22 protein-coding genes are annotated in these 24,545 nt (G+C 72.5%); 15 read left to right on the top strand and 7 right to left on the bottom strand.

Going from position 1 to position 24,545, the window contains the following annotated elements; genetic code table 11:
- Nucleotides 1-15: 15 nt before the first annotated feature.
- The 10 genes from HD597_RS11570 to HD597_RS11525 all read left to right on the top strand — a co-directional run bounded on the left by HD597_RS11570 (nt 16) and on the right by HD597_RS11525 (nt 11,067).
- Nucleotides 16-861: an amidohydrolase family protein gene (locus HD597_RS11570; RefSeq protein WP_253742010.1), complete on the top strand. Its 846-nt coding sequence runs from the start codon at nt 16-18 to the stop codon at nt 859-861.
- A gap of 5 nt (nt 862-866) precedes the next feature.
- Nucleotides 867-1,946, top strand: coding sequence for a Gfo/Idh/MocA family protein (locus HD597_RS11565; protein ID WP_253759314.1), 1,080 nt, complete (start codon nt 867-869; stop codon nt 1,944-1,946).
- A complete protein-coding gene (locus HD597_RS11560) occupies nt 1,943-2,947 on the top strand; it encodes a LacI family DNA-binding transcriptional regulator (RefSeq protein WP_253742009.1) in 1,005 nt (334 codons plus the stop codon). Before HD597_RS11565 ends, HD597_RS11560 begins: the two co-directional genes overlap by 4 nt.
- Nucleotides 2,948-2,976: 29 nt before the next feature.
- Nucleotides 2,977-3,516 carry a dihydrofolate reductase family protein gene (locus HD597_RS11555; RefSeq protein ID WP_253742008.1) on the top strand — a complete coding sequence of 180 codons (540 nt, stop codon included), beginning with the start codon at nt 2,977-2,979 and terminating at the stop codon, nt 3,514-3,516.
- A gap of 287 nt (nt 3,517-3,803) precedes the next feature.
- A complete protein-coding gene (locus tag HD597_RS11550) occupies nt 3,804-4,763 on the top strand; it encodes an arabinan endo-1,5-alpha-L-arabinosidase (RefSeq protein ID WP_253742007.1) in 960 nt (319 codons plus the stop codon).
- A 201-nt stretch (nt 4,764-4,964) separates the two neighbouring features.
- Nucleotides 4,965-5,465 carry a DUF4231 domain-containing protein gene (locus HD597_RS11545; RefSeq protein WP_253742006.1) on the top strand — a complete coding sequence of 167 codons (501 nt, stop codon included), beginning with the start codon at nt 4,965-4,967 and terminating at the stop codon, nt 5,463-5,465.
- Nucleotides 5,462-5,944 (top strand): SLATT domain-containing protein, encoded by a 483-nt coding sequence (locus tag HD597_RS11540; protein WP_253742005.1) that lies wholly within the window; start codon nt 5,462-5,464, stop codon nt 5,942-5,944. Before HD597_RS11545 ends, HD597_RS11540 begins: the two co-directional genes overlap by 4 nt.
- 50 nt (nt 5,945-5,994) lie before the next feature.
- On the top strand, nt 5,995-7,317 hold the full coding sequence (locus tag HD597_RS11535; RefSeq protein WP_253759312.1) for a TRAFs-binding domain-containing protein: 1,323 nt from the start codon (nt 5,995-5,997) through the stop codon (nt 7,315-7,317).
- 83 nt (nt 7,318-7,400) lie between these two features.
- Complete coding sequence (locus HD597_RS11530) at nt 7,401-7,868, top strand: hypothetical protein (RefSeq protein ID WP_253742004.1); 468 nt, start codon at nt 7,401-7,403, stop codon at nt 7,866-7,868.
- A gap of 160 nt (nt 7,869-8,028) precedes the next feature.
- Nucleotides 8,029-11,067 carry a TIR domain-containing protein gene (locus tag HD597_RS11525; protein WP_253742003.1) on the top strand — a complete coding sequence of 1,013 codons (3,039 nt, stop codon included), beginning with the start codon at nt 8,029-8,031 and terminating at the stop codon, nt 11,065-11,067.
- Between the two features lie 31 nt (nt 11,068-11,098).
- On the opposite strand, the gene HD597_RS11520 is transcribed toward HD597_RS11525, so the two are convergent.
- Complete coding sequence (locus tag HD597_RS11520; protein WP_253742002.1) at nt 11,099-11,263, bottom strand: hypothetical protein; 165 nt, start codon at nt 11,261-11,263, stop codon at nt 11,099-11,101.
- 227 nt (nt 11,264-11,490) lie between these two features.
- Between HD597_RS11520 and HD597_RS11515 the strand changes: the two genes are divergently transcribed.
- The 5 genes from HD597_RS11515 to HD597_RS11495 all read left to right on the top strand — a co-directional run bounded on the left by HD597_RS11515 (nt 11,491) and on the right by HD597_RS11495 (nt 18,951).
- On the top strand, nt 11,491-12,138 hold the full coding sequence (locus tag HD597_RS11515; protein WP_253742001.1) for a response regulator transcription factor: 648 nt from the start codon (nt 11,491-11,493) through the stop codon (nt 12,136-12,138).
- A 109-nt stretch (nt 12,139-12,247) separates the two neighbouring features.
- Nucleotides 12,248-13,279 (top strand): LacI family DNA-binding transcriptional regulator, encoded by a 1,032-nt coding sequence (locus HD597_RS11510; RefSeq protein WP_253742000.1) that lies wholly within the window; start codon nt 12,248-12,250, stop codon nt 13,277-13,279.
- A gap of 8 nt (nt 13,280-13,287) precedes the next feature.
- The gene (locus HD597_RS11505) at nt 13,288-15,279 is read left to right on the top strand and encodes a beta-galactosidase (RefSeq protein WP_253741999.1); all 1,992 of its coding nucleotides are present in this window, start codon (nt 13,288-13,290) and stop codon (nt 15,277-15,279) included.
- Nucleotides 15,276-17,555 carry an alpha-xylosidase gene (gene yicI / locus HD597_RS11500; RefSeq protein WP_253741998.1) on the top strand — a complete coding sequence of 760 codons (2,280 nt, stop codon included), beginning with the start codon at nt 15,276-15,278 and terminating at the stop codon, nt 17,553-17,555. Before HD597_RS11505 ends, yicI begins: the two co-directional genes overlap by 4 nt.
- 1 nt (nt 17,556) lies before the next feature.
- The gene (locus HD597_RS11495) at nt 17,557-18,951 is read left to right on the top strand and encodes a GH1 family beta-glucosidase (protein WP_253741997.1); all 1,395 of its coding nucleotides are present in this window, start codon (nt 17,557-17,559) and stop codon (nt 18,949-18,951) included.
- Nucleotides 18,952-18,960: 9 nt separating this feature from the next.
- Here HD597_RS11495 and HD597_RS11490 read toward each other — a convergent pair whose 3' ends face one another.
- From HD597_RS11490 to HD597_RS11465, 6 genes are all read right to left on the bottom strand, one after another.
- Nucleotides 18,961-19,794, bottom strand: a complete 834-nt coding sequence (locus HD597_RS11490) for an SAM-dependent methyltransferase (protein WP_253741996.1) — start codon at nt 19,792-19,794, stop codon at nt 18,961-18,963.
- 81 nt (nt 19,795-19,875) lie between these two features.
- The gene (locus HD597_RS11485) at nt 19,876-20,919 is read right to left on the bottom strand and encodes a uroporphyrinogen decarboxylase family protein (RefSeq protein WP_253741995.1); all 1,044 of its coding nucleotides are present in this window, start codon (nt 20,917-20,919) and stop codon (nt 19,876-19,878) included.
- A gap of 54 nt (nt 20,920-20,973) precedes the next feature.
- Nucleotides 20,974-21,612, bottom strand: a complete 639-nt coding sequence (locus tag HD597_RS11480) for a nitroreductase family protein (protein ID WP_253741994.1) — start codon at nt 21,610-21,612, stop codon at nt 20,974-20,976.
- 15 nt (nt 21,613-21,627) lie between these two features.
- Nucleotides 21,628-22,818, bottom strand: coding sequence for a globin domain-containing protein (locus tag HD597_RS11475; RefSeq protein ID WP_253741993.1), 1,191 nt, complete (start codon nt 22,816-22,818; stop codon nt 21,628-21,630).
- Nucleotides 22,819-22,940: 122 nt separating this feature from the next.
- On the bottom strand, nt 22,941-23,405 hold the full coding sequence (locus HD597_RS11470; RefSeq protein ID WP_253741992.1) for an RrF2 family transcriptional regulator: 465 nt from the start codon (nt 23,403-23,405) through the stop codon (nt 22,941-22,943).
- 35 nt (nt 23,406-23,440) lie between these two features.
- The gene (locus HD597_RS11465) at nt 23,441-24,544 is read right to left on the bottom strand and encodes a glycoside hydrolase family 53 protein (RefSeq protein ID WP_253741991.1); all 1,104 of its coding nucleotides are present in this window, start codon (nt 24,542-24,544) and stop codon (nt 23,441-23,443) included.
- Nucleotide 24,545 lies beyond the last annotated feature (1 nt).

The following is a 24,545-nucleotide window of genomic DNA, read 5'->3' as shown; positions in this document are numbered from 1 at the left end:
GGGAGGAGGGGCCGGATGCCCGTCGTCGACGCCCACCAGCACTTCTGGAACCTGGAGACGGGTTCGTACCCCTGGCTGACGCCCGAGGCCGGGCCGATCTTCCGCACGTTCGAGCCGGAGGAGCTCATCCCCCAGCTCGCCGCGGCGGGAGTGGACCGCACCGTCCTGGTGCAGTCGATGGACTCCTACGCCGACACCGACGCCATGCTGGCGCAGGCCGACGCGCACGACTTCGTCGGCGCGGTGGTGGGCTGGGTGCCGCTGCAGCGGCCCGAGGAGGCGGCGCAGGCGCTGGAGCGCTACCTGCGGCACCCGAAGTTCGCCGGGATCAGGCATCTGATCCACGACGAGCCCGACCCCGACTGGGTGCTCCAGGAGCCCGTCATCGAGGGGCTGAAGCTGCTGGCGGCGGCCGGGGTGCCGTTCGACGTGGTGGCGGTGCTGCCCCGGCATCTGGAGCACGTGCCGGTGCTGGCCGAGCGGGTGCCCGGGCTGCGGATGGTGATCGACCACATGGCCAAGCCGCCGATCAGGGACAAGGGCTGGGAGCCGTGGGCGTCGCTGCTGGCCCGCGCGGCCGGGTGCCCCGGCGTGTACGCCAAGGTGTCCGGGCTCAACACCGCCGCCGACGCCGCGACCTGGACCGGCGAGGACCTGCGTCCGTACGTCGAGCACGCGCTGGAGCTGTTCGGGCCCGGGCGGCTGATGTTCGGCAGCGACTGGCCGGTGGCCACGCTGGCCGGCGACTACGCCAGGGTGTGGCGGGAGACGCGGGTGGCGCTGTCGGGGCTGGACGAGGCCGGGCTGGGGATGGTGCTCGGCGGCACCGCCGCCCACTTCTACCGGATGGAGGAGCGTTGATCGACGTGTTCGCGCCCATCGCGGCCGCCGCCGACCTCACGATCCCGGCGGAGCACCGCCGGCCGGTCGCGATCGTCGGCGCCGGGGCGATCGTGGACGTGGCCCACCTGCCCGCCTACCGGCAGGCGGGGCTGGAGGTGACCGGGCTGTTCGACCTCGACGCGGGGCGCGCCGCCGAGGTGGCCGCCCGTCATGGGGTGCCCAGGACGTACGCGTCGCTGGAGGAGCTGCTGGCCGACGAGCGGGTCGCGGTCGTGGACATCGCGGTCGCGCCGCAGGCGCAGCCCGCCGTCGCGCGGCAGGCGCTGGCGGCGGGCAAGCACCTGCTGTGCCAGAAGCCGTTCGCGCCGGACGTGGCCACCGGCCAGGGGATCGTGGACCTGGCGGCGGCCACCGGGCGCAAGGTCGCGGTCAACCAGCAGCTCCGCTTCGACGAGGGCATCGCCGCCGCCCGCGCCATGGTCCGCGCCGGGTGGATCGGGCAGCCGACGGCGATGACGTTCACCGTGAACATCCACACCGACTGGAGCGCCTGGGACTGGCTGGTCGCCACCGACCGGCTGGAGATCATCTACCACTCCATCCACTACCTGGACGCGATCCGCTCGGTCCTCGGGGACCCCGAGCTGGTGTTCTGCACCGGCAGCCGGACGCCCGGCCAGCTCGCCAAGGGCGAGACGCGCACGATGAGCACGCTGGTCTACCCGGGCGACGTGCGGGCGCTGGTGCACGCCACGCACGAGAACCGCACCGGCGACGGGGAGGCGTCCTTCCGCGTCGACGGCACCGAGGGCGCGATCAAGGGCACGCTCGGCCTGCTGTACGACTACCCGCACGGCCGCCCCGACACCCTGGAGGTCAGCAGCCGGGTGCTGCCGACGGACGGCTGGCTGCCGTACCCGGTGACGCGGCGCTGGCTGCCCGACGCGGTGGCCGGGCCGATGGGATCGCTGCTGAGGGCGATCGCCGAGGGCGGCGAGCCGGAGACGTCGGGCCGCGACAACCTCGGCACGCTGCGGCTGCTCGACGCCCTCTACCGGTCGATGGACAGCGGGCAGAGCGTGCGTCCAGGATCGACCGCATGAAGCGTTCCCGCGTGACGCTCGCCGACGTCGCCGCGATGGCCCGGGTGGACCGGGCCGTCGTCTCGCGCGTGGTCAACAAGGACCCGACGCTCAACATCCGCCAGGAGACGCGCGAGCGGGTGCTGGCGGCCATCGACGAGCTGGGTTACCGGCCGAACGTGGCCGCGCGCAGCCTGCGGACGTCGCGGGCGCACATGTTCGGCCTGTTCATCCCCGACTTCGCCAACCCCGTCTACGCCGAGATCATCAAGGGCGCGGAGGCGGAGGCGGCGGCGCAGGGCTACGTGCTGGTCACCGGCAGCGCGACCGGGGCCGGGCTCGGCGAGTACATGGACCGCATCGGGCAGGGCCGCATCGACGGGCTGCTGCTGGCCGGCACCGGCGACGACACCTCGCTCACCCGGCAGCTCGACCAGGCCGCCATCCCCTGGCTGATGCTGAACAACCGCAGCAGGGGCGTCAAGCGGTACGTCATCCTGGACGACCAGCGGGCCGCCGCCCTGGCCGTGGAGCACCTGGTGCGCCTCGGCCACCGCCGCATCGCCCACCTCGCGGGCCCGTCGCGGGCCGACACCGCCGCGCGCCGGTCGGTCGGCTACTCGGCGGCGATGCGCGATGCGGGCCTGCCGGAGGGCCCGATCGTGGCGGCCGACTACACGCCCGCGGGCGGGGCGGCGGCCATGGCGCGGCTGCTGGCCGTGCCCGAGCCGCCGACCGCGGTCTTCGTGGCGAACGTGGCCTCGGCCATCGGGGCGATGGAGGGGGTGCGGGCGGCCGGGCTGGAGATCCCGCGGGACGTGTCGATCGTGGCCGTGCACGACCTCGACCTGGCCAGCTACCTCTTCCCGGCGCTGACCACGGTGCGGATGCCGCTGGCGGAGCTGGGCAGGCGCGGCGTGACGCTGCTGGGCAGCCTGAAGCCGGACGACACGGTGGCCGAGGTGCTGGCCGGGCCGATCGAGCTGATCCAGCGCCGCTCCACCGCTCCTCCTGGACGATGACTTCCGGCGTGCGCGATCGTCTACAGGTCATGAGCAAACTGCTGTACTCGGTGACCATGTCGGCGGACGGCTTCATCGCGGGGCCGGGCGGCGACATGTCGTGGCTGGTCCCGCACCTCGGGCCGAACCCGCTGGCGGACGACCTCGTCGGCCGGATCGGCGCGCTGCTGGTGGGCCACCGCACCTTCCGCGGTGACGACCCGAACGAGGGCACGGAGAAGGAGGGCGCGTTCGAAGGCGCCTGGCAGGGACCGCAGATCGTGCTGACCCACCACATCCCGGACACTCCGGTGCCCGGCGTCGAGTTCGCCGGCAACCTGCCCGACGCCGTCGCGGCGGCGAAGGCCGCGGCGGGCGGCAAGTACGTCAACGTCCTCGGCGCGGACGTCGCCCGGCAGTGCCTGGAAGCGGGCGTGCTGGACGAGGTGCTGACGATGGTGGCGCCGGTGTTCCTCGGCGACGGCGTGCGCCTGTTCGAGCACCCGGGCGGCACGAACGTCAGGCTCGACCGCCTCAGCGTCGGCCACGCGCCGCACGCCGTGAACATCTGGTATCGCGTGCCGGGCTGAACCTCCCGTGCCGGAGAACCGGCCGGGCCGAGCGGTCCGGCCGGGAAGGGTGACGCGGCGCAGCCTCCGGAAGCGATGATGTTAGCGTTAACACCACGAACGAAAGCGGCCTGAACCTACGAACGCTGACACCTCCTGTCAAGAGCGGATCGCCCGCTTCCGCAATCGCCGCAGCTCGGCAGGTCACGGGCATGTAAGTTTCACAGCCGGGTTGACGGCGGCGGAAATCCGCGCCTACATTGCGTGCGACGCACCGGCGCAGCGTCCGGCCCACCCGAGGAGGACTCTTGCGCCGCCTGTTCCGTCTCACCGCCACCGCCGCCTGCGCGCTGGCGCTCATGGGCGCCTCGTTCGCCTATCCCAATCCCGGCCGGGTCACCGGTGACGTCGTCGTGCACGACCCCACCATGATCCGCACCTCGTCGAACTACGTGCTCTACTCCACCCACGGCTACCTGGAGGCCCGCACCTCCACCGACCGGATCAACTTCACCCGGGCCGGCTCGGCCTTCCGCACGCCGCCGTCGTGGTGGCGGACGTACTCCTCCGGCAACGACCCGTGGGCGCCGGACATCTCCCAGCAGGGCGGGAGATACCTGATGTACTACGCGGTCTCCAGCTTCGGCTCCAACAACTCCGCGATCGGCCTGGCCACCAGCTCCACCGGCCAGCCGGGCACGTGGAGCGACCAGGGCGTCGTCTACGCCACCACGACGAGCAACGACCACAACGCCATCGACCCGAACCTCCTGGTGGACGCCTCGGGCCGGTGGTGGCTGAGCTTCGGCTCGTACTGGACGGGCATCCGCATGGTCCGGCTCGACCCCGCGACCGGCAAGCGGCACTCCTCCGACCGCACGCTCCACCACCTGGCCACCCGCCCCGACGCCCCGTACGCGGTCGAGGCCCCGGACATCATCCGGCACGGCAGCCACTACTACCTGTTCGCCTCCTACGACCGGTGCTGCGCGGGCCTCGACAGCACGTACAAGATCAAGGTCGGCCGCTCGACCAGCCCCACGGGGCCCTACACCGACCGCTCGGGCCGGTCGATGCTGAGCGGCGGCGGCACGATGGTGCTGGAGACCCACGGCAGCATCGTCGGGCCCGGCGGGCAGAGCGTCATGTCGGACGTGGACGGCGACCTGCTCGTCTACCACTACTACGACGGCAACGCGAACGGCACGCCCAAGCTGGGGGTCAACCTCATCGGCTGGGACTCGGCCGGCTGGCCGTACGTGTACTAGCGGACGTAGGTGCCGCAGGCCTGCCCGAGCACGAGTTGCTCGGGCGCCCACCGCTTCGCGGCCGGCTTCGCGGCGGGGTTCGTGTGGATGAACGGCGGGGCCGGATCCGGCCACCAGGTGGCGGCGCCATTGTCGGCGTCTGAAGATTTTCGTACATTCCGAGTGCCGCCGCGCCGTTCCGCTCCCCCACGGGAGGTAGCCGTGAGGCCACCGCTGCTCATGCGATTCCCCGCCCTCCGGGCCTCCGGCGGCTCCACGCCGGTGATCCCGCCGCACCGCAGACCGGCCTACCCCGAGCTGGCCGACGACTTCGCCTTCCTCGACCGCGAGCTCGCCCCGGCCTTCTCCGAGTACGACGGCCAGGCCAGGCGGGACCAGAACAGTTACCGCCGCCAGCAGGTCCTGATCCTGCTGGGCTCGGCCCTCATCACCGGCCTGGGCGGGCTCCAGGCGGTGCTGCCCAGCCATCAGTGGCCGGCCATCCTCCTCACGATCATCGGGGTCGCGCTGGCCGCCAGCACCAGGTACGCCAGGGAGAGCGAGACCCTGGACCGCTACATGGCGGCGCGGGCCAAGGCCGAGCGGCTGCGGGCCCTGTACTTCCACTACCTGTCCAGGACCGGCCCCTACGCGGGCCGGGACCGTGATCTCGCGCTGAGCCGCGCGGTCCTGGCGATCAGAGCCGACAAGGAGCCGGAATGAGCGACCGGGAGGCGCAGTTCCGCGCCCTCTACCGGGAGCTGCGCATCGGCGACCAGAGCACGTTCTACGAGGAGCGGCGCCGCGAGTACGACCGCGCGCACCACCAGGCGATCGTGGTGCGCAACGTGCTGCTCCTGCTCTCGGCGCTGCTCGGCGTGGCCGGGCAGCTCACCTCGGGCACGGCACGGGCGGGCTGCGGCGTCGCCGCCGCCGTCATCGCCGCGCTGGCGGGCGCCGTGACGGCGTTCGAGGCGCTGATCGGCTTCGCGCAGCTGCGCAAACTGTACGGCGACACGGCGTTCAACCTCCGCACGGCGGCCCTCGACTGGGACGCCGCCCCCGCCGATCAGAGCGTGGGCGGGCAGATCGAACGGATCGAGCAGATCTTCCGCACGGAGAACGGCCAATGGGGCCAGCTCATGGTCCAGCGGCAGGAGCTGCCGCTGGAGGCCCAGGCGGCCCGCGAGGAACGAGCCTGACCGATGTCCGTGGTCGCCTGGAGGTAGCGATGGACAAACCCGTGGCATTCATGGTGATGCCGTTCAGCAAGAAGCGCACGGGAAGGACCGAGGAGGGCGTGCCGGCGGAGGTGGACTTCGACGCCCTCTGGGAGCGGGTGTACGAGCCGCTGCTGACCGAGCTCGGCTACAACGCCGTCAGGGCCGACGCCGAACTCGGCGCGCTGGTGATCGTGCAGATGATCCAGCGGCTGACCCTGTCGGACGTCGTGGTGGCGGACGTCTCGCTGCCGAACTCGAACGTCTACTACGAGGTGGGCATCCGCCACGCCGCGCAACGGACCGGCTGCGCCCTCGTGGCGGCGAAGTGGGCGAAGCAGGTCTTCGACCTCGACCAGATCCGGCGGCTGGAATACCCGCTGTCGGACGGCGACTGCGGCGAGAGCGCCGCCGCGCAGGCGCGGGACGCCATGCGGCACCGGCTGGACGAGCTGCTGAAGGGGTCGTCACCGGTGTTCGACGCCGTGCCGGGCTATCCGGCCACGGACGGGGTGTCGATGACGCCGTACAGCAGCGCCATCACCACGCTCTCGCAGTTCCAGGAGGAGGTCCGCGCCATCCAGCTGTCCGCGCCCGGGCAGCGCGCGGCCAGGACGCGCGAGCTGGTCACCCGGTTCGGCGACAGGCCCGTCATCCGCGAGTCCGTGGTCCTCGAACTGCTCAAGCTGATCGAGGACCACCTCGAGTGGGAGGACGTGCTCGGCTACATCGACACGCTGCAGCCCAGCCTGCGGGGGCATCCGCTCGTGGTCGAGCGCAAGCAGCTCGCGCTGGCCAGGACCGGCAGGGCCGCCGAGTCCGCCGCCGCGCTGGAGCAGCTCATCGAGCGGGAGGGCGAGTCGTCGGAGCGGCTGGGCCTGCTGGGCGGCAGGTACAAGGACCTCATGCACGAGGCCAGGCAGGCGGGCGCTCCCTTCCAGGGGCACCTGGCCAGGGCGATCGCGGCCTACGAGCGCGGCATGGCGCTCGACCTCAACAACTACTACCCGTCCTCGAACCTGCCCCGGCTCTACCGGCTGCGCGCCCGCAAGGGCGACGAGGAGCGGGCGGTCAGGGTCACGACCGTGGTGGTGGCGGCGTGCGAGGCCAGCCTCGCCCGTAACGGCCTGGACGTCTGGATCCTGCCCACCAGGCTGGGCACAGCGTTCGACCTGGGCGAGGTGGAGCAGGCACGCGAGCTGGTTTCGGAGATGCACGCGGCGGACATCACCGGCAAGCAGCTCGACACCACGATCCGGGATCTGGAGATCAGCGTGGAGGTGCAGCGGGAGTGGGAGATCAAGGCGGGTCTTCGGGAGGTTCTCGACCTCGTCCGGGCGCTGAGGAGGGGCTGAGGCGCGCCCTGCTCGTCAGCGGGCACCTCGTCGACCGGCCCGGCCGGGAGCCGCCGCGCTTCCCGCAGCACCGGGTGGGCGCGGTGACGGCCGCGATCGGCGAGGTGCTCGGCGAGTGGGACGTCGGCCCGGAGACGACCGTGATCTGCGGCGGCGCCCGCGGCGCCGACCTCATCGGCGCCGAGCTGGCGCTGCGCCGCAAGGCCGCGGTGCGCCTGTGCCTGGCGCTGCCCGCCGAGGAGTTCGCCCGCCAGTCCGTCGACCTTCCCGGCACCGACTGGCACGACCGGTTCGAGGAGGTACGCCGCCAGGCGGACGTCCGCCTGCTCCAGAGCGCGGCGGAAGGGGACGAGGTGTTCGCGCGCGCGAACGCGTGGATGGTCGGGGAGGCACTCGCGCTGGACGCCTCCCCGAGGGCGATCGTGGTCTGGAACGGCGAGCGGGGCGACGGGCCGGGCGGGACGGACGATCTCGTCGCCCGCCTCGGCTATGCCCTGGACGACCCCCGGCTGCGCGTCATCCACCCTGCCATCGGGATGGCGGGGACCTGACACCTTCCTAGGGTGATTCCTAGGCCCGGCCCTAGTGGCCCCGCGGCCGGGCCCGCTCTAGTCTCTGAGGTATCGGGGAGGAACGGGGCTCGGTGGCAGGGCACTGCCACGGGCCGGCACATGCGCGCCGCGATCCGCTCGATTCTGAACGGCGAGGACCATGGACCCTCTGCTCGTCTTCATCTCCTTCACGCACGACGGCGAGGCGTTCGCCCACGACCTCAACGAGCGGCTCAACCAGGTGCCCTTCGTGACGTCATGGATCTACACCGAACGCAACCTCGGCTACCCCTTCTACCCCGAGTTGATGAAGCACCTCCAGCCGGCCGAGCTGATCCTCTTCCTCGTGACCAGGCAGAGCCCGCACAGCGACTGGTGCACCAGCGAGCTCCAGTACGCGAAGGACACCGGTAAGCGCATCATTCCGCTGATCGTGCATCCGGGCGTGGACTTCTCGCTCCTCCTGCAGGGGTATCAGCCGCTCCACTGCACGACGGGCGTCGAGGAGATCTGGGACGAGCTGCGCCGGGAGGTCGACAAGCTGATGAGCCCCCAGGCGAAGTTCGAGGTGCTCGACGAGAAGCTGCGCCTGGCGCGGCGCGCCCTGGAGCGGGCGCCGGAGCAGGACCGGCCGCGGCACGAGACCGAGGTGCGGGCGATCGAGGACCGGTGGCGTGAGGCGGAACGACGCGCGCGGGATCCTCAGGGCTCCCTGCTTCGTCAGGAGGCCGAGATCAAGCGCGGTCAGGAGCGGGAGCGCGCGGGCGTGGCCGAGCCCGACGACTCCTCCGGCCTGCGCTGCGTGAACCATCCGCCGCCGATGATGCGCAACCGCTTCAGGAACCGGTCCCCGCAGATCCGCTTCCTGCAGGACCGGCTGCGTGATCCGAAGGTGCGGCTCGTGGCCATCGCGGGCCGCAGCGGCAACGGCAAGACCGCCATGATCTCCCAGTGGCGGGAGAACCTGCGGGGCAGCGAGCTCGAACCGCGCATCGGCGCCTTCGTCTACCTGCCCGCGTACGGGACCCGCCCCATCACCGCGTCGGTCCTGCTGGAGGAGCTCGGCAGGGCGGTGGTGGACCCGGCGGCCCGCGCCCGGCTGGAGAGTCCGGAGACAGGGCTGAGCAACCCTTCACGTACCGTCTACGACAAGCTGGAAGAGGTCCTGGCGGCGCTGGCCGGGCTGACCGTCGTGGTGATCGACGATGCCGGGGCGCTGCTCGACGCCGCCGGCCGGATCCGCGATCCGGAGCTGGCCGAGATCGTCGACACGCTGCTGCGCCGGAGCAACCACCGCGTGAAGCTGATCCTGGTCGCCCAGGACCTGCCGGAGCTGCTGCTGGCCGCCAATCCGACCTCCGCGGTCGGGCTCCAGCTCGACAAGGGGCTCCCCCTGGAGGACAGCCGCAGCTTCCTGCGCGCGCTCGACGAGGACGGCGCCTGCGGGCTGAGCTCGGCGCCGGAAGAGCATCTGACGCGCGTCTGGCGGCTCACCGGCGGCAGCCCGCGCGCGCTGGAGGCCATCGCGACGATCCTGCGCGAGGGCCGGACGCCGTCCCTGCTGAAGCTGCTGGACGACCTGACGGGGGCCCAGGATGTCCTGGAGGTGCTGATCGGGCTCGTGTTCAACGGGCTCGAAGCCGCCGACCAGCGGATCCTGCAGGTGCTCGCCGCCTACGAGCACCCCGTCCTGCCCTCGGCGGTGGACTTCGTGCTGGAGGACTACCTCCCGGGCTTCGTCAGCGAGCCGGCGTTGCGGCGGCTGGCGGGCAGACAGCTCATCCGCCAGTACGGCGAGCGCTTCTACCTGCCGCCGTCGCCGGACGGCGAGTTCATCCTGGCCGGCATCCCGCCGGGCGGCCCCGGGGAGGGCGAGGAGAGCGGCACCCCGAAGGTGACCAGGCTGGCCCTGTGCCGGCGGGCGGCGCAGTACTTCGTCGGAACCCGCAAGCGCGTCGTGGGCTCCATCGACGACCTGCACGCCGAGTTCGCCGAGATCCGCCTGCTGATGCGGGCGGGCGACCTGCAGGCCGCCAACAAGCTGATCGACGCGGTGGACGAGGAGCGGCTGAGCCGCTGGGGCTACAGCAGCGTGCTGAGCAACTGGCGGCAGGAGCTGGAGGGCAGGCTCGGCGCGCCGCGCCTGGAGATGAACAACTATCTCGGGCTCGCGGACGCCCACACGCAGCAGGGCCGCGCGCGGCAGGCGCTCGCCGCGCTGGAGTCGGCGCAGGAACTGGCCGCGGCCTCGCCGCAGCCGGAGGCGCGGATCATCGTGGGCATCAACCTCGGCACCGTCCGTCAGGAGCTGGGGCTGACGGAGGCGGCCATCGGCGACTACACGCGCGCGCAGCAGGAGGCGCGCGAGCGGCGGCTCTTCCCCCAGGAGGTGATGGCCGCCCTCGGCCACGCTCGCTGCCTGTCCAGGAAGGGCCTGCTCGACGAGGCCGTCAAACAGTACGAAGAGCTCCTCGCCCGCATGCCGCAGGAGGGTCCGGACCGCCGGCTCGAAGCGCAGCTGCACCTGAACCTGGCCGTGCAGCTGACCGCGCTCGGCCGCGGCGTCGAGGCTCTGGAGCACGTGGCGCGAGGCCTGGCCGTCGTGCCGTCCGACGAGTACGTCCTGCGCGGGCACCTGTTCGGCGAGCAGGCCGAGGTGCACATCGCCGGCGACGGCTGGGAACGGGCCCTGAAACCGGCGGGCGAGGCCGCCGAGCTGGCGACCCAGACGCGTGACGTCCAGCTGACGTGCGAGGCCAACAGGACGCTGGCACTGGCCCACCTGTGCGGCGCGCAGCTCGAGAAGGCGTGGCACGCCGCCGACACAGCCGTCCACTACGGGCTGGGCCTGGGCTCGATGACCGCGTTCGCGGTGAAGGGCATCACCGCCTACCGGCTCGGTGAGAACCGTGACGCGCGTGAGGCGTTCCTGGAGGCCCATCTGCGGGCGCGCACGCTGCTGGAGCGGGAGAGCGAGGCCTTCCAGGTGCTGGAGACGGAGGGTCTCGTGCTGTACGGGCTCACCCGGTGCGGCGGGCCGGACCAGACCGACCTCGCCATCGCCGCCTACCAGGCGGCCCGGCGGATCACCCGCGCCCGCGGCGCCGTGCAGCGCAGTCTGCTCCTGCTGGACAAGCTGGCCATCGACGCGCGCGCCGACGGGTATGCGGAGATCCGCCGGGCGGCCGCCGGCCTTTGAAGGCCGTGGCGATCCTCTCCTCAGGCGGCTCCTACGTGGTGATGACGCGCAGGATCGGCGCCACGGCGGCCAGCGACATCAGGCCGGCCATGAGCAGGCAGCCGACGGGCGCCCCCTTCCTGCGTTCCTCCTCCTCCCGTTCCCGCTGCTGCTCCGGCGTCTCCTGCTGCGGCCGGTGCGGCTGCTCCTCCGGCACCCTGGAACGATCCCAAGGAGGCCTGTCGTGGCCATCGACCATGTCCGTTCCCCCTCCTGCGGAGCTTCGCCCGAAGCTCCCCGCCCTGCACGGTAAAAGCCCAGGTCGGGCAGGTCTATGACGGAGTTGGGCGGCGGGATCCCGTCACATGACGTCACGTTCAGCACGAACATGACCGCATTGTGCGGGCCGCGTCGTGATCGTCTGGCAGACTCGACGATCGCGGTATGGGACACGTCGGCACGGCAGGCCAGGAGGCGCTCACGGTCATGTCGATCCGGATCGCCGTCTCAGATCCGCTGCCCGTCTTCCGGCGCGGACTCAAGGCGACCCTGGACGGCGACGGGCGCCGCGTGGACGAGCCCGACGACCTGCTCACCTGGGCCCGGGGCAAGGAGCGGCCGGCCGCCGTCCTGCTGACGCTCGGCTCGGCCGCGGACTGGTCGCTGCTGTCCCAGCTCGTCGAGGCCGAGCCCGGCCTGCTCGTGATCGCGGTCCTCGACGAGGCCGGCGAGGAGACGTACGTGAACGCGCTCACCGCGGGCGCCGTGGGAGCGGTGCCGCGCGACGCGCGGCCGGAGGCGGTGCGCCAGGTGGTCGAGGCGGCCGTGCGGGGCACGAGCCTGCTGCCGGCCGGGGTCGTGCGGGCACTGGTGGCGCGGGCGGCCGGAGGGCGGGCCGGGGGTGTGCCGTCCGCGCGGGAGATCGAGTGGCTGCGCAGGCTCTCCCAGGGCACGACCGTGGGCCGGCTCGCGGACGAGGTCGGCTACTCGGAGCGGGCGATGTTCAGGCAGCTCAGCGACCTGTACGCGAAGCTGCATGTGAAGAACCGCATGGAAGCCCTCATGTACGGCCGCGAGCGCGGCTGGTTGTGACCGATCGGTAGTTTCCGGTCATCCGAATCCATCCCATTGACATCCCAATAAAACGGACTTTAGCGTGGTGCGAAACGTTTCGACTCGCCAAAACGGTCCCCGGAGCCTCATGACCTCTCTGCGTGACGTGGCCGAGCGTGCCGGGGTCGCCGTGAGCACCGCGTCCGCCGCGCTCAACGGCACCCGCCCCGTGGCCGCGGCCACCAGGCGTCGGGTCGAGCGGGCCGCCACCGAGCTCGGGTACCGGCCCAACGTGCTGGCCCGCGGCCTGCAGAGCAAGCGCACCCGCATCCTGGCCCTGCTGTTCCCCGCCCCGCGCAGCGGGTTCGGGCTGACCGAGATGCAGTTCGCCACCGGCGCCGCCGAGGCGGCCAGCGAGCTGGGGTATCACCTGCTGCTGTCCCCGGAGAGCGCCGACCCCATCGAGGAGCTGCGGCACCTCACCGGCCTGGGGCTGGTGGACGGGGTGCTGCTGATGGAGGTCGGGCTGGACGACGAGCGGCCGGCGTTCCTGGCGGGGTCGGGCGTGCCGTTCGCGATGATCGGGCGGACGCGCGAGCCGGGTGAGACCGACTACGCCGACATCGACTTCGCCGCGACGGCCAGGGACGCGGTGGCGCACGTGGCCGGGCTGGGGCATCGCAAGCTGGCCTTCTTCAACCTCTCCGAGGACACGCACGCCGCCCGGTACGGGCCCGCGATCCGCGCCGGCGCGGAGTTCGAGCGGGCCGCGCGGGAGGCCGGCCTCGCGTACGTGGGCGGATACCGCCCCGGCTCGGCCGAGGACGGCGGCAAGGCGTTCGAGGACCTGGTCGGCGCCCACCCGGACGTGACGGCGCTGGCCGTGATGGACGACCACGCGGCGGTCGGCGTGATCGCGGCCGTGGCGCGGCACGGCCGGCGCATCCCGGAGGATCTGACGCTGCTGCTGGTGCTGTCGTCGGCGCGGGTGGCCGGGATGTTCCATCCCCGCCTCACGACGCTGGAGCCGCCCAGCGCCGAGCTGGGGCGGCTGGGCGCCCGCATGCTCATCGACCGGTTGCAGGAGGAGTCGCAGGGCGGGCCGCAGCGGCGGTTGCTGCCCTGCCGTCTGGTGGTCGGGGACAGCTCCGCGCCACCGCGTGAAGGGGGCACATGGTGAGGCCGGGGATGCACACGCTGACCGAGGGCCGCGGGCTGCTGTTCGGCGGCGACTACAACCCGGAGCAGTGGCCGGAGGAGGTGTGGAAGCAGGACGCCGAGCTGATGCGGGCCGCCGGGGTCAACCTGGTCACGGTCGGCGTGTTCAGCTGGGCGCGGCTGGAGCCGGAGCCGGGCAGGCACGACTTCGGCTGGCTGGACCGGGTGCTCGACCTCATGGCCGAGCACGGGATCGCCGTGGACCTGGCCGTCCCGACGGCCTCGCCGCCGCCGTGGCTGGGCCACCGCTGGCCGCAGACGCTGCCCGTGGACGAGGGCGGGCACCGGCTCTGGTACGGCTCCCGCAACCAGTTCTGCCCTTCTTCGGGCCTGTATCGGGAGCGCTCCCAGTCGATCACGACGGCCCTGGCCGACCGGTACGCCGCCCATCCGGCGCTGGCGATGTGGCACGTGGGCAACGAGTACGGCGAGGTCTGCCACTGCGACGAGTCCGCCGGGGCGTTCCGCGCCTGGCTGCGCGAGCGCTACGGCGACCTGGCCACGCTCAACGAGGCGTGGGGCACCACGTTCTGGAGCCAGGGGTACGGCGACTGGGCCGAGGTGGTGCCGCCGCGCCGCGCCCCGTACATCATCAACCCCACCCAGCGCCTCGACTGGTGGCGCTTCTGCTCGGGCGAGTTGCTCGCCCACTTCCGCGAGCAGCGCGACATTTTGCGCGCCCGCACCCCGGACGTCCCCGTCACCACGAACTTCATGGGCTTCTTCAAGCGGGTGGACTACTGGTCGTTCGCCGGCGAGCAGGACGTGGTCTCCAACGACTGCTACCCGGAGCCGGGCCACCCGCTCACCCCCGCCAGGACGGCGCTCACCCACGACCTCATGCGCGGCCTGGCGGGCGGGCGGCCGTGGCTGCTGATGGAGCAGTCGACGAGCGCCGTCAACTGGCGTGAGCACAACCTGCCCAAGCCGCCCGGCCAGTTCCGGCTGGAGTCGCTGCAGGCGGTCGCGCGGGGCGCGGACGGGCTGTGCTACTTCCAGTGGCGGGCCTCCCGGTTCGGCGCCGAGCGCTTCCACGCCGCGATGGTGCCGCACGCGGGCGCGGACACGCAGCTGCACGCCGCGGTGCGGGAGCACGGGCAGGAGCTGCGCCGCCTCGCCGGGGTCGCGGGCGAGCCGGTGCCGGCGCGGGTGGCGATGGTGTTCGGCTGGGAGAGCTGGTGGGCGCTGGAGGACCGCGGGCGGCCGAGCGACCGGCTCAACGCCGTGGACCAGCTCCTGAGCTACTACGTGCCGTTCTTCGAGCGCGGGGTGAGCGTGGACGTGGTGCCGCCGGACGCGGACCTGTCGGCGTACGCGCTGGTCGTGGTGCCGAACCTGTTCCTCGTCGGCGACCGGGACGCCGCGGCGCTGACCGCGTACGTGAACGGCGGCGGCGTGCTGGTGGTCGGCCCGTTCTCCGGCGTCGTGGACCCGAACGCGCACATCAGGACCGGGCGGTTCCCGGCCCCGTTGCGTGAGGTGCTGGGCGCCTCCGGCGAGGAGTGGCTGCCCGCGTCCGGTCCGGTGGCCTGCCGGTGGGACGGCGGGGCCGCCTTCCAGGCGGAGAGCTGGACCGAGCTGCTGCGCTCCGACGGCGCCGAGGTGGTGGCCGAGTTCGCCGGCGGCGACCTGGCGGGCGAGCCGGCGATCCTGCGGCACCGCTCCGGGGAGGGCGTCGCCTGGTACGTGGGCACGATGCCCGGGCCGGACGCGCTGGCGAGCCTCGCCGGGCGGGTGCTGGCCGACGCGGGCGTGTCCGGCGTGCTGGACGAGCTGCCGCCGGGCGTCGAGGCGGTGCGCCGGGGAGAGGTGCTGTTCCTGCTCAACCACGGCGCCACCACCGTGCGGGTGCCGATCCCCGATCCGGGCGTGGACCTGCTGACCGGCTCCCCCGCCGAGGGCCACGTCACGCTGGCGCCCCGCGCGGTCGCCGCCCTGCGCCCGGAGGTCGCCCTCGCATGAAGTTCAAGGACGGCTACTGGCGCATGCGCCCCGGCGTGCGCGGCGAGCACGCCACCGCCGCCTACGACGTGACCGCGCGGGACGGCTCGCTGCGCGTCCTGGCGCCCACGCGGGAGATCACCCGCCGCGGCGGCACCATCGACGGGCCGGTCCTGCGGGTGGACCTGTCGTCTCCGATGCCGGACGTGATCCGCGTCCGCACGGTGCACTTCGCCGGGTCCGTGCCGGACTCCCCCGCCTTCGCCGTACGGGACGACCGGCCCGGGGTGAAGATCTCCGTGGACGCCGCGGAGGCCGCCCTGACCAGCGGCGACCTGACCGTCCGGGTCCGCAGGGACGCGCCCTGGGAGATGACGTTCAGCGCGGGCGGGCGGGAGCTGACCCGCAGCTCCGGCAAGAGCCTGGGCGTCATGCGCGACCCCGCCGACCGGCACTTCATGATCGAGCAGCTCCGCCTGAGCGCCGGCGAGCTCGTGTACGGCCTCGGCGAGCGCTTCGGCCCCCTCGTCCGCAACGGCCAGTCGGTCGACATCTGGAACGAGGACGGCGGCACGAGCAGCGAGATCGCCTACAAGAACGTGCCCTTCTACCTCACCAACCGGGGTTACGGCGTGTTCGTCAACCATCCCGGCCGGGTGTCGTTCGAGGTCGGCTCGGAGACCGTGTCGCGGGTGCAGTTCAGCGCCGAGGGGCACGACCTGGAGTACCTGATCGTCCACGGGCCGACGCCAGCCGACATCCTGCGCCGCTACACGGCGCTGACCGGCCGCCCGGCGCTGCCGCCCGCCTGGTCGTTCGGGCTGTGGTTGTCCACCTCGTTCACCACGGACTACGACGAGGCCACGGTGACGTCGTTCGTGGACGGCATGGCCGAGCGGGACCTGCCGCTGAGCGTGTTCCACTTCGACTGCTTCTGGATGCGGCAGTTCCGGTGGTGCGACTTCGAGTGGGACCCGGCGGTGTTCCCCGATCCGGAGGGCATGCTGCGGCGGCTCAAGGAGCGGGGGCTGCGGGTGTGCCTGTGGATCAACCCCTACATCGGGCAGGCGTCGGCCCTGTTCGAGGAGGGGGCGGCGGCCGGTCACCTGCTGCGCCGGCCGGACGGCACGATCTGGCAGGATGATCACTGGCAGGCCGGGCGGGCGCTGGTCGACTTCACCTCCCCCGCCGCCCGCGAGTGGTACGCGGGCAAGCTGCGCGGGCTGCTCGACATGGGGGTGGACGCGTTCAAGACCGACTTCGGCGAGCGCATCCCCACCGACGTGGTCTACGCCGACGGCTCCGACCCCGAGCGGATGCACAACTACTACAGCCTCGTCTACAACCAGACCGTCCACGACGTGCTGGCCGAGCGGCGCGGGCCGGGCGAGGCGGTGCTGTTCGCGCGCTCGGCCACGGTCGGCGGGCAGCGGCTGCCGGTGCACTGGGGCGGCGACTGCGAGTCGACGTTCGAGGCCATGGCCGAGTCGCTGCGCGGCGGGCTGTCGCTGGGGCTGGGCGGCTTCGGGTTCTGGAGCCACGACATCGGCGGCTTCGAGGGGCGGCCCGATCCGGCCGTGTTCAAGCGGTGGGTGGCGTTCGGGCTGCTGTCGTCGCACAGCCGCCTGCACGGGAGCGGCTCCTACCGGGTGCCGTGGCTGTTCGACGAGGAGTCCGTGGACGTGCTGCGCGCGTTCACGCGGCTCAAGGCGCGGCTGATGCCCTACCTGTACGGCGCCGCCGTACAGGCCGCGACCGAGGGCGTGCCGATGATGCGGGCCATGCACCTGGAGTTCCCCCGGGACCGGGCCTGCGACCACCTGGACGCCCAGTACATGCTGGGCCCCGACCTGCTGGTGGCCCCCGTGCTGTCAGCGGACGGGGAAATCTCGTACTACGTCCCGGAGGGGGTGTGGACCCGGCTGCTCGACGGGGAGAGCGTCACGGGGCCCGGCTGGCGTACCGAGCGGCACGGCTTCGACAGCCTGCCGCTGCTGGTGCGGCCGGGCGCGGTGATCCCGACCGGCGCCCGCGACGACCGGCCCGACTACGACTACGCCGACGGAGTCACCCTCGACGTCCGCCGGTTCGACGACGGCGCCACCCGCACCGTCACCGTCCCCGCGCCCGACGGCGGCCCGGCGGCCGTCTTCGAGGTGTCCCGCCGGGGCGACCGGCTGCGCGCCCGCCGGATCAGCGGCGCGCCGGCCCCCTGGAACCTCCGCCATGCCGGGGCGCACGCCGCCGCGGCCCCCGAGATCGACCACATCGAGATCACGCTCAGCGTCAAGGAGTGACATGTCTGCCTTCCCCGAGAACTTCCTGTGGGGCACCGCCACCGCCGCCTATCAGGTCGAGGGAGCCTGGAACGAGGACGGCCGCGGCCCGTCGATCTGGGACACCTTCTCCCACACCCCCGGCCTCGTCACGAACGGCGACACCGGCGACGTGGCCTGCGACCACTACCACCGCCTGGAGGAGGACCTCGACATCCTGGCCGGGCTGGGCGTCGGCGCGTACCGCTTCTCCATCTCCTGGCCGCGCGTGCAGCCGGGCGGGCGCGGCGCGCTCAACCGGCCGGGCGCCGACTTCTACGACCGGCTCGTGGACGGGCTGCTGGCCAGGGACATCGCCCCGGTGGCCACGCTCTACCACTGGGACCTGCCGCAGGAGCTGGAGGACGCGGGCGGCTGGCCGGAGCGCGAGACCGCGCTGCGCTTCGCCGACTACGCCGAGCTCATGGGCGAGACGCTCGGCGACCGCGTCCGCACCTGGATCACGCTGAACGAGCCGTGGTGCTCGGCCTACCTGGGCTACGCCTCCGGCGTGCACGCCCCGGCCCGCACCGACGCCGCCGCCGCGCTGGCCGCCGTGCACCACCTGAACCTGGGCCACGGCCTGGCCGTGCAGGCGCTGCGCTCGACCGCCGCCAAGGACGCGCAGATGTCGGTCACGCTCAACCTGCACCACGTGCGCGGCGTGTCCGAGCGCGACGCGGACGCGGTGCGGCGCGCGGACGGGCTGTCCAACCGGGCCTTCCTCGGCCCGATGCTGGAGGGCGCCTACCCGCGCGACCTGATCGCCGACACCGCCAAGGTGACCGACTGGTCGTTCGTGCGCGACGGCGACGAGGCCACCGCCTGCCAGCCGCTGGACGTGCTCGGGGTCAACTACTACAACCCGACCCTGGTGCGCCAGTGGGACGGGGCGAGCGCCAAGGAGACCGCCGACGGGCACCAGGACGGGGCCGCCTCGCCCTGGATCGCCTGCGAGGACATCGAGTTCGTCAAGCAGCCGGGCCCGTACACCGAGATGGGCTGGAACATCGACGAGAGCGGCCTGACCGAGCTGCTGCTGCGCCTGCACCGCGACTACCCGGACCTGCCGCTGATGATCACGGAGAACGGCGCCGCGTTCCCCGACCCGGTCTCCGCCGACGGGGTCGTGCACGACGCCGACCGGGTCGACTACCTGCACCGCCACCTGACGGCCGTCAGCGAGGCCATCGCGGGCGGCGCGGACGTGCGCGGCTACTTCGTGTGGTCGCTGATGGACAACTTCGAGTGGGCGCACGGCTACGCCAAGCGCTTCGGCATCGTCCGCGTGGACCGCGAGACGATGGAGCGCACCTGGAAGGACAGCGCCCACTGGTACCGCGAGGTGGTCGCCACCGGCAAGCTGCCGGTGGCCTGACCCGCCGGTCTACGGCTTGCGCGCCACGCCTCCGACGAAGGTGTGGTAGGTGATGCCGGGCGCGGCCTGGTGGTCCCCGGTCTCCGGACGCCACTCCGGGAGCGGCACCAGGCCGGGCTCCAGCAGCTCGAGCCCGTTGAAGAAGGCCAGGATCTCCTCGTGGGTGCGCCACCGGCCGGTGCCGAGGTGCTCGTTGAAGAGCTTCTCGGCCGTGAAGGCCTGCTGCGACACCTCGGGGTGGGCCTGCATCGGGTTGTGGAAGTGCGAGATCACCACGTGGCTGCCCGTGGGCAGCGGGCGCAGCAGCCTGGCCGCGAGGCCGGCCGGGTCCTCCTCGTCCTTCAGGTGGTGCAGGATGGCGAACAGCAGCAGCCCGACCGGCTCGCCGAAGTCGATGAGGGCGCGGGTGCGCGGGTCGTCGAGGATCTTCTCGGGCTCGCGGAGGTCGGCGTCGATGATCGCGGTGGTCTCGTCCACGGCCAGCAGGGCCCGGCCGTGGGCGAGCACGATGGGGTCGTGGTCGACGTACACGACGTGCGCGCCGGGGGTGACGTCCTGGGCGACCTCGTGCACGTTGCCCTGCGTGGGCAGGCCGGAACCGACGTCCAGGAACTGCCGGATGCCCGCCTCGGCGGCCAGGTACCGCACCGTGCGGCGCAGGAACTCCCGGTTGGCCTGGGCGGCCTCGGGAGCGTCCGGCGCGATCCGCAACGCGGCCTGCGCCACGTGGCGGTCGACCTCGTAGTTGTCCTTGCCGCCGAGCATGTAGTCGTAGACGCGGGCGACACTCGGCTTGGTGGTGTCTATCCCGCTGGGCGCGCTCTCCTGCTCGCTTCCTGGCACTCCGGGCTCCTATGGGATCAGGGGGTCAGCGCCATGATCCTAAAGCGGAGCACCTGGTCCAGGCGGGAAATTCATCAGGAATTATCGTGATCCGCCCAGTTCCTCCCTCAGCAGGCGGGCGGCGCCCGCCATGGCCCGCATCTTGCCCTCCGCCGACGGCCTGGGCAGGTACTTCATCCCGCAGTCCGTGGCGATGACGATCCGCTCGGGCGGCATCCGCTCGAACGCCCTGCGCACCCGCCCCGCCACCACCTCGACGGGCTCCACCTCCGGCGTGGACAGGTCGATCACGCCGAGGATGACCGTCTTGTCCTTCAGGTCGGACAGCACCCCGAGGTCCAGCCCCGACTGCGCGGTCTCGATCGACACCTGCCGCACCGGGCAGCCGGCCAGCTCCGGCAGGAACGAGTACGCCTCGGGCCGCTCGTGGATGATCGCCGCGTAGCCGAAGCAGATGTGCACGGCCGTCATGCCGGTGATCCCGTCGAGGGCGGCGTTCAGCGCGGCCAGCCCGTACGCGCGCGCCGCGTCCGGCCTGGCCTGCATGTACGGCTCGTCGACCTGCACGATGTCCGCCCCCGCGGCGAACAGGTCGCGGATCTCGGCGTTGACCGCGGCCGCGTAGTCCATGGCCGCGGCCTCGGCGTCGGGGTAGTGGTCGTTCTGCGCCTGCTGGCTCATCGTGAACGGCCCCGGCACCGTCATCTTCACCACGCGGCCGGTGTGCGCGCGCAGGAACAGCAGGTCGTCCACCTCGACCGGGCGGGTCCGCCGGATGGGGCCGGCGATGCGCGGCACCGGGTTGGGATGGCCGCTGCGGTCGAGGGCGGTGCCCGGATTGTCCAGGTCGATGCCCTCCAGGGCGGTCGCGAAGTGGTTGGAGTAACTCTCGCGGCGCATCTCGCCGTCGGTGACGATGTCCAGCCCGGCCCGCTCCTGCGCCCTGATCGCCAGCTCGGTGGCGTCGTCCTGGGCCTGGCCGAGCAGCTCCGGCGGGATCCGCCACAGCTCGCGGGCCCGTACGCGCGGCGGGAACCGCCCGGCCAGCCTGGCACGGTCGATCAGCCAGTCCGGCTGGGCGTAGCTCCCGACCAGCGACGTCGGCAGCAGCGGCAAGGAGATCACGGGGCCCTCCCTCACGTCGGTCGTGACCTCCACTGTGCGCGCGCCGCGCCGGTGTTACCAGTGATCGACGTGCAGCACCTCGTCCAGCGGCTGGCGCTTGGCCGGGCGGAAGGTCTCACCGGTGTAGTACGCGGTGGGCAGCAGCACGCCCTGCCGCACGTTCGCCGGCAATCCGAGCAGCTCGGCCACCTCGCTCTCGTAGGCCAGGTGCAGCGTCGTCCACGCCGTGCCGAGCCCCCTGGCGCGGGCGGCCAGCATGAAGCTCCACGCGGCCGGCAGCAGCGAGCCCCACAGCCCGGCCTGGTTGCCCTCGGGCAGCCCGCCGGGCACGGTCGTGCAGCCGATCACGTGCACCGGCACCTCGCCCAGGTGCTCGGCCAGGTACGCGGCGCTGTCGGAGACCCGCTCCTGGGCCGCCGCGCGCACCGGGTCGTCCCTGAACAGCGACCTGGCCGAGGAGCCGGAGCCGTAGTAGGCGTTCCACGAGCGCGCGTAGTAGTCGCCGATCGCCTTGCGCTTGCCGGGATCGGTGACCACGACCCAGTGCCAGAGCTGCGCGTTGCCGCCGGTGGGCGCCTGGAGGGCGATGTCCAGGCACTCCCTGACCAGCTCCATGGGGACGGGACGGGTGAGGTCGAGTCGCTTGCGTACGCTGCGGGTCGTGGTGAGCAGCTCGTCCGCTGAGATCGTCATGCGGCCATCATGCCCTCAGGCGGCGCCCAGCCAAAGGTCCGGCCCGAACACCTCGTAGTGGATGTCACGCGGCGCGACCCCGGCCGCGATGAGCCCGGCCCGCGCGGCCCGCATGAACTCCACCGGCCCGCACATGTAGGCGACCGCGCCCTCGGGGATCTCGACCCCGTCCAGGTCCATGCGCCCGGCGCGGGCGTCCTCGCCGTCGGCGGACTCGTACCAGAAGATGCGCTCCGCGCCGGGGAGGGCGTCGGTGTGACGCTCCATCTGCTCGCGCAGCGCGTGGTGGGACCTGGCGCGGTCGGCGTGCAGCACCAGCACCCGGCGCCCGGAGCCGGCCTCGGCCAGATGGCTCAGCATCGCGGCGATCGGGGTGCAGCCGATGCCCGCCGACACCAGCACGAGCGGCGCGTCGCCGTCGTCGAGCGCGACGTCGCCGAACGGCGCGGACAGGGTCAGCTCGTCGCCCTCGCGCACCGTGTCGTGCAGCAGCGTGGACACCTCGCCCTCGGGCCGCTCGCCGGCGCGCACCCGCTTGACCGTGATGCTGCGGCGGCCGTCCGCGCCGTGCCCGGACACCGAGTACTGGCGGAGCTGGCGCACGCCGTCGGGCATGGTCACGCGGACGCTGACGTACTGGCCGGGGCGGGCGGGCGGGACGGGGTCGTCGCCGAGCGGGTGGAGCACCAGCGACATCGCGTCCGCCGTCTCCTCGCGCCGCTCGACCACCCGCCAGGGCCGCCAGGTCGCGCCGTCACGCGCTCCCGCCTCGGCGTAGATGCGGGCCTCCATGGCGATCAGCGCGCCGGCCATCAGCCAGTAGACCTCGTCCCAGGCCGCCGCGACCTCGGGCGTGACGGCCTCGCCGAGCACCTCGGCGATGGCGCCGAACAGGTACTTGTGCACGATGACGTACTGGTCGTCGGTGACGCCCACGGCGGCGTGCTTGTGCGCGATGCGCGCCAGCAGCGCGTCGGGGCGCTCGCCGGGGTTGTCCAGCAGCGCGACCGCGAAGGCCGCGACGGCGCCCGCCAGCGCCTTGCGCTGCTCGCCGCTGCGCTGGTTGCCGCGGTTGAACAGCCCGTCCAGCAGCTCGGGGTGGTCGGCGAACATGGTGTCGTAGAACCGCGCGGTGATGGTCTCCAGCTCGGCTCCGACGGCGGGAAGGGTGGCGCGCACGAGCTCCGCGGCGTTGGCGGACAGCATGGGGGAACCTCCAGACAAGGGGGAAAGGCGTCTGGGATTCATACGGTGGGGAGAGCGTCGCGGACGTGCTCCGCGGGCGGCGAGCAGCATGAGTTCCAGACACTTAAATTAGCATCTGAGATTCATATTATGCGCCCGCTCGGCCGGTCCTGATTCCGGGGGGCCAGCGACAGCAGGACGGGCCCGGTCGGCGCGTCCACCAATGAGGCGACGGTGACCCCGTCGAGGGAGGCGAAGAAGGCCTCCTGCGCCTGGCGCAGCGCCGAGCGCAGCCGGCAGGCCGCCCGCAGCGGGCAGGGCGGGTCGTCCTCGCAGCCCACGACGTCGCCGGCGCCCTCCAGCTCGCGGACGAGGGCGCCGACGGTCGTGCCGCGCCCCGCCTCGGTGAGCTGCATCCCGCCGCCCCTGCCGCGCCTGGCCTCCACCACGCCCAGCTCGCTCAGCCGGGCCACGGCCTTGGCCGCGTGGGTGTAGGGGACGGCGAGCATGTCGGCCGCGGCGCGGGTGGTGAGCAGGTCGTCCGGCCGCGCCACGGCCAGGCGCATGACGATGCGCAGCGCGATGTCGGTGAAGGCGGTCAGCCGCATACCTTTACGGTAGGGGCCGCCCGGGGGTCGTCGGGTCAGAGGCGGCCGAGCACCGACATGGCCGGCAACGCGCGGTCGTTGTAGTCGAACAGGGCCTGGTTCTCCCAGCCGTTGCCCGAGGCCGGGTCGGCCGGGTCCCAGCCGTTGCCCCTGACGCCCGTCCAGGTGGCCTCCCAGGTGAACAGGCCGAGGCCCAGTCCGTTCGGCACGGCGCGGACGATGTCGGCCACCCGGGTGAGCATCGCCGACTGGCCCTGCGGGGTGGCCCGGTAGCCGGGGTACGGCTCGGCGGAGGTGATGATGTTCTCCCAGCCGTCGTCGTCGGCCGTGGTGAACGGGTAGGCGGTCTCCACCAGGACCACGGGCTTGCCGTACCGGGTGGCCACGTCGTTGAGGTTGGCCTGGAAGGCCTCCGGCGTGCCGTGCCAGTAGGAGTAGTACGACAGGCCGATCACGTCGTGGCGGATGCCATGGGCCCTGGCGTTGTCGAACCACCACCGGTACAGGCCGTTGTCGCCGCCGTTGGCCAGGTGCAGCACCACCTTGGTCGAGCCGGAGACCGCCTTGACGGCGTCGTGTCCCGCGTTCAGCAGCGCCGCCGTGTTCGCCCAGTTGGAGTTGGAGCCGTCCGGCCAGAGCAGTCCGCCGTTGATCTCGTTGCCGACCTGCGCCATGTCGGCCGTGGTGCCCTGGTCGCGCAACGCGTCGAGCACGTCGTAGGTGTGGTCGTACACGGCCTGCCGCAGTTGCTCGAACGGCAGCGCCTCCCACGCCGCGGGCTTGTACTGCTTGCCCGGGTCGGCCCAGGTGTCGGAGTAGTGGAAGTCGATGAGCAGGCCCATGCCGAGCGCCTTGACCCGCTTGGCCACCGCCAGCACCTGGGTCTTGGTGTTGTAGCCGTCGGCGGGGTTCACCCAGACCTTGAGCCTCATGTAGTTGAGCCCGGCCTGCGACAGGATGGCCAGCGCGTCGCCCCTGCGCCCGCGGGCGTCGCGGTAGACGCCGCCGAGCGCCTCCGACTTGGCGAGGCTGGACACGTCCGCGCCCCTGATCTGGAGGCGGCCGGGCCCGGCCTGCGCGTGCGCCGGAGCGGCGAGGGCCGTGAGTAACAGCAGCGCGGTGAGGATGATGCGTTTCATC

The sequence above is a fragment of the Nonomuraea thailandensis genome (assembly GCF_024172165.1).
Classification (GTDB): domain Bacteria; phylum Actinomycetota; class Actinomycetes; order Streptosporangiales; family Streptosporangiaceae; genus Nonomuraea; species Nonomuraea thailandensis.
The sequence above is the reverse complement of the archived record's forward strand: the minus strand, read 5'-3'. Positions and strand labels throughout refer to the sequence as shown.

Coding starts and splice junctions, on each gene's coding strand:
- HD597_RS11570 (WP_253742010.1), top strand. CDS start 16: ATGCCCGTCGTCGACGCCCACCAGCACTTCTGGAACCTGGAGACGGGT.
- HD597_RS11560 (WP_253742009.1), top strand. CDS start 1,943: ATGAAGCGTTCCCGCGTGACGCTCGCCGACGTCGCCGCGATGGCCCGG.
- HD597_RS11555 (WP_253742008.1), top strand. CDS start 2,977: ATGAGCAAACTGCTGTACTCGGTGACCATGTCGGCGGACGGCTTCATC.
- HD597_RS11540 (WP_253742005.1), top strand. CDS start 5,462: ATGAGCGACCGGGAGGCGCAGTTCCGCGCCCTCTACCGGGAGCTGCGC.
- HD597_RS11535 (WP_253759312.1), top strand. CDS start 5,995: ATGGTGATGCCGTTCAGCAAGAAGCGCACGGGAAGGACCGAGGAGGGC.
- HD597_RS11525 (WP_253742003.1), top strand. CDS start 8,029: ATGGACCCTCTGCTCGTCTTCATCTCCTTCACGCACGACGGCGAGGCG.
- HD597_RS11515 (WP_253742001.1), top strand. CDS start 11,491: ATGGGACACGTCGGCACGGCAGGCCAGGAGGCGCTCACGGTCATGTCG.
- HD597_RS11510 (WP_253742000.1), top strand. CDS start 12,248: ATGACCTCTCTGCGTGACGTGGCCGAGCGTGCCGGGGTCGCCGTGAGC.
- HD597_RS11505 (WP_253741999.1), top strand. CDS start 13,288: ATGCACACGCTGACCGAGGGCCGCGGGCTGCTGTTCGGCGGCGACTAC.
- yicI (WP_253741998.1), top strand. CDS start 15,276: ATGAAGTTCAAGGACGGCTACTGGCGCATGCGCCCCGGCGTGCGCGGC.
- HD597_RS11495 (WP_253741997.1), top strand. CDS start 17,557: ATGTCTGCCTTCCCCGAGAACTTCCTGTGGGGCACCGCCACCGCCGCC.
- HD597_RS11480 (WP_253741994.1), bottom strand. CDS start 21,612: ATGACGATCTCAGCGGACGAGCTGCTCACCACGACCCGCAGCGTACGC.
- HD597_RS11475 (WP_253741993.1), bottom strand. CDS start 22,818: ATGCTGTCCGCCAACGCCGCGGAGCTCGTGCGCGCCACCCTTCCCGCC.
- HD597_RS11470 (WP_253741992.1), bottom strand. CDS start 23,405: ATGCGGCTGACCGCCTTCACCGACATCGCGCTGCGCATCGTCATGCGC.
- HD597_RS11465 (WP_253741991.1), bottom strand. CDS start 24,544: ATGAAACGCATCATCCTCACCGCGCTGCTGTTACTCACGGCCCTCGCC.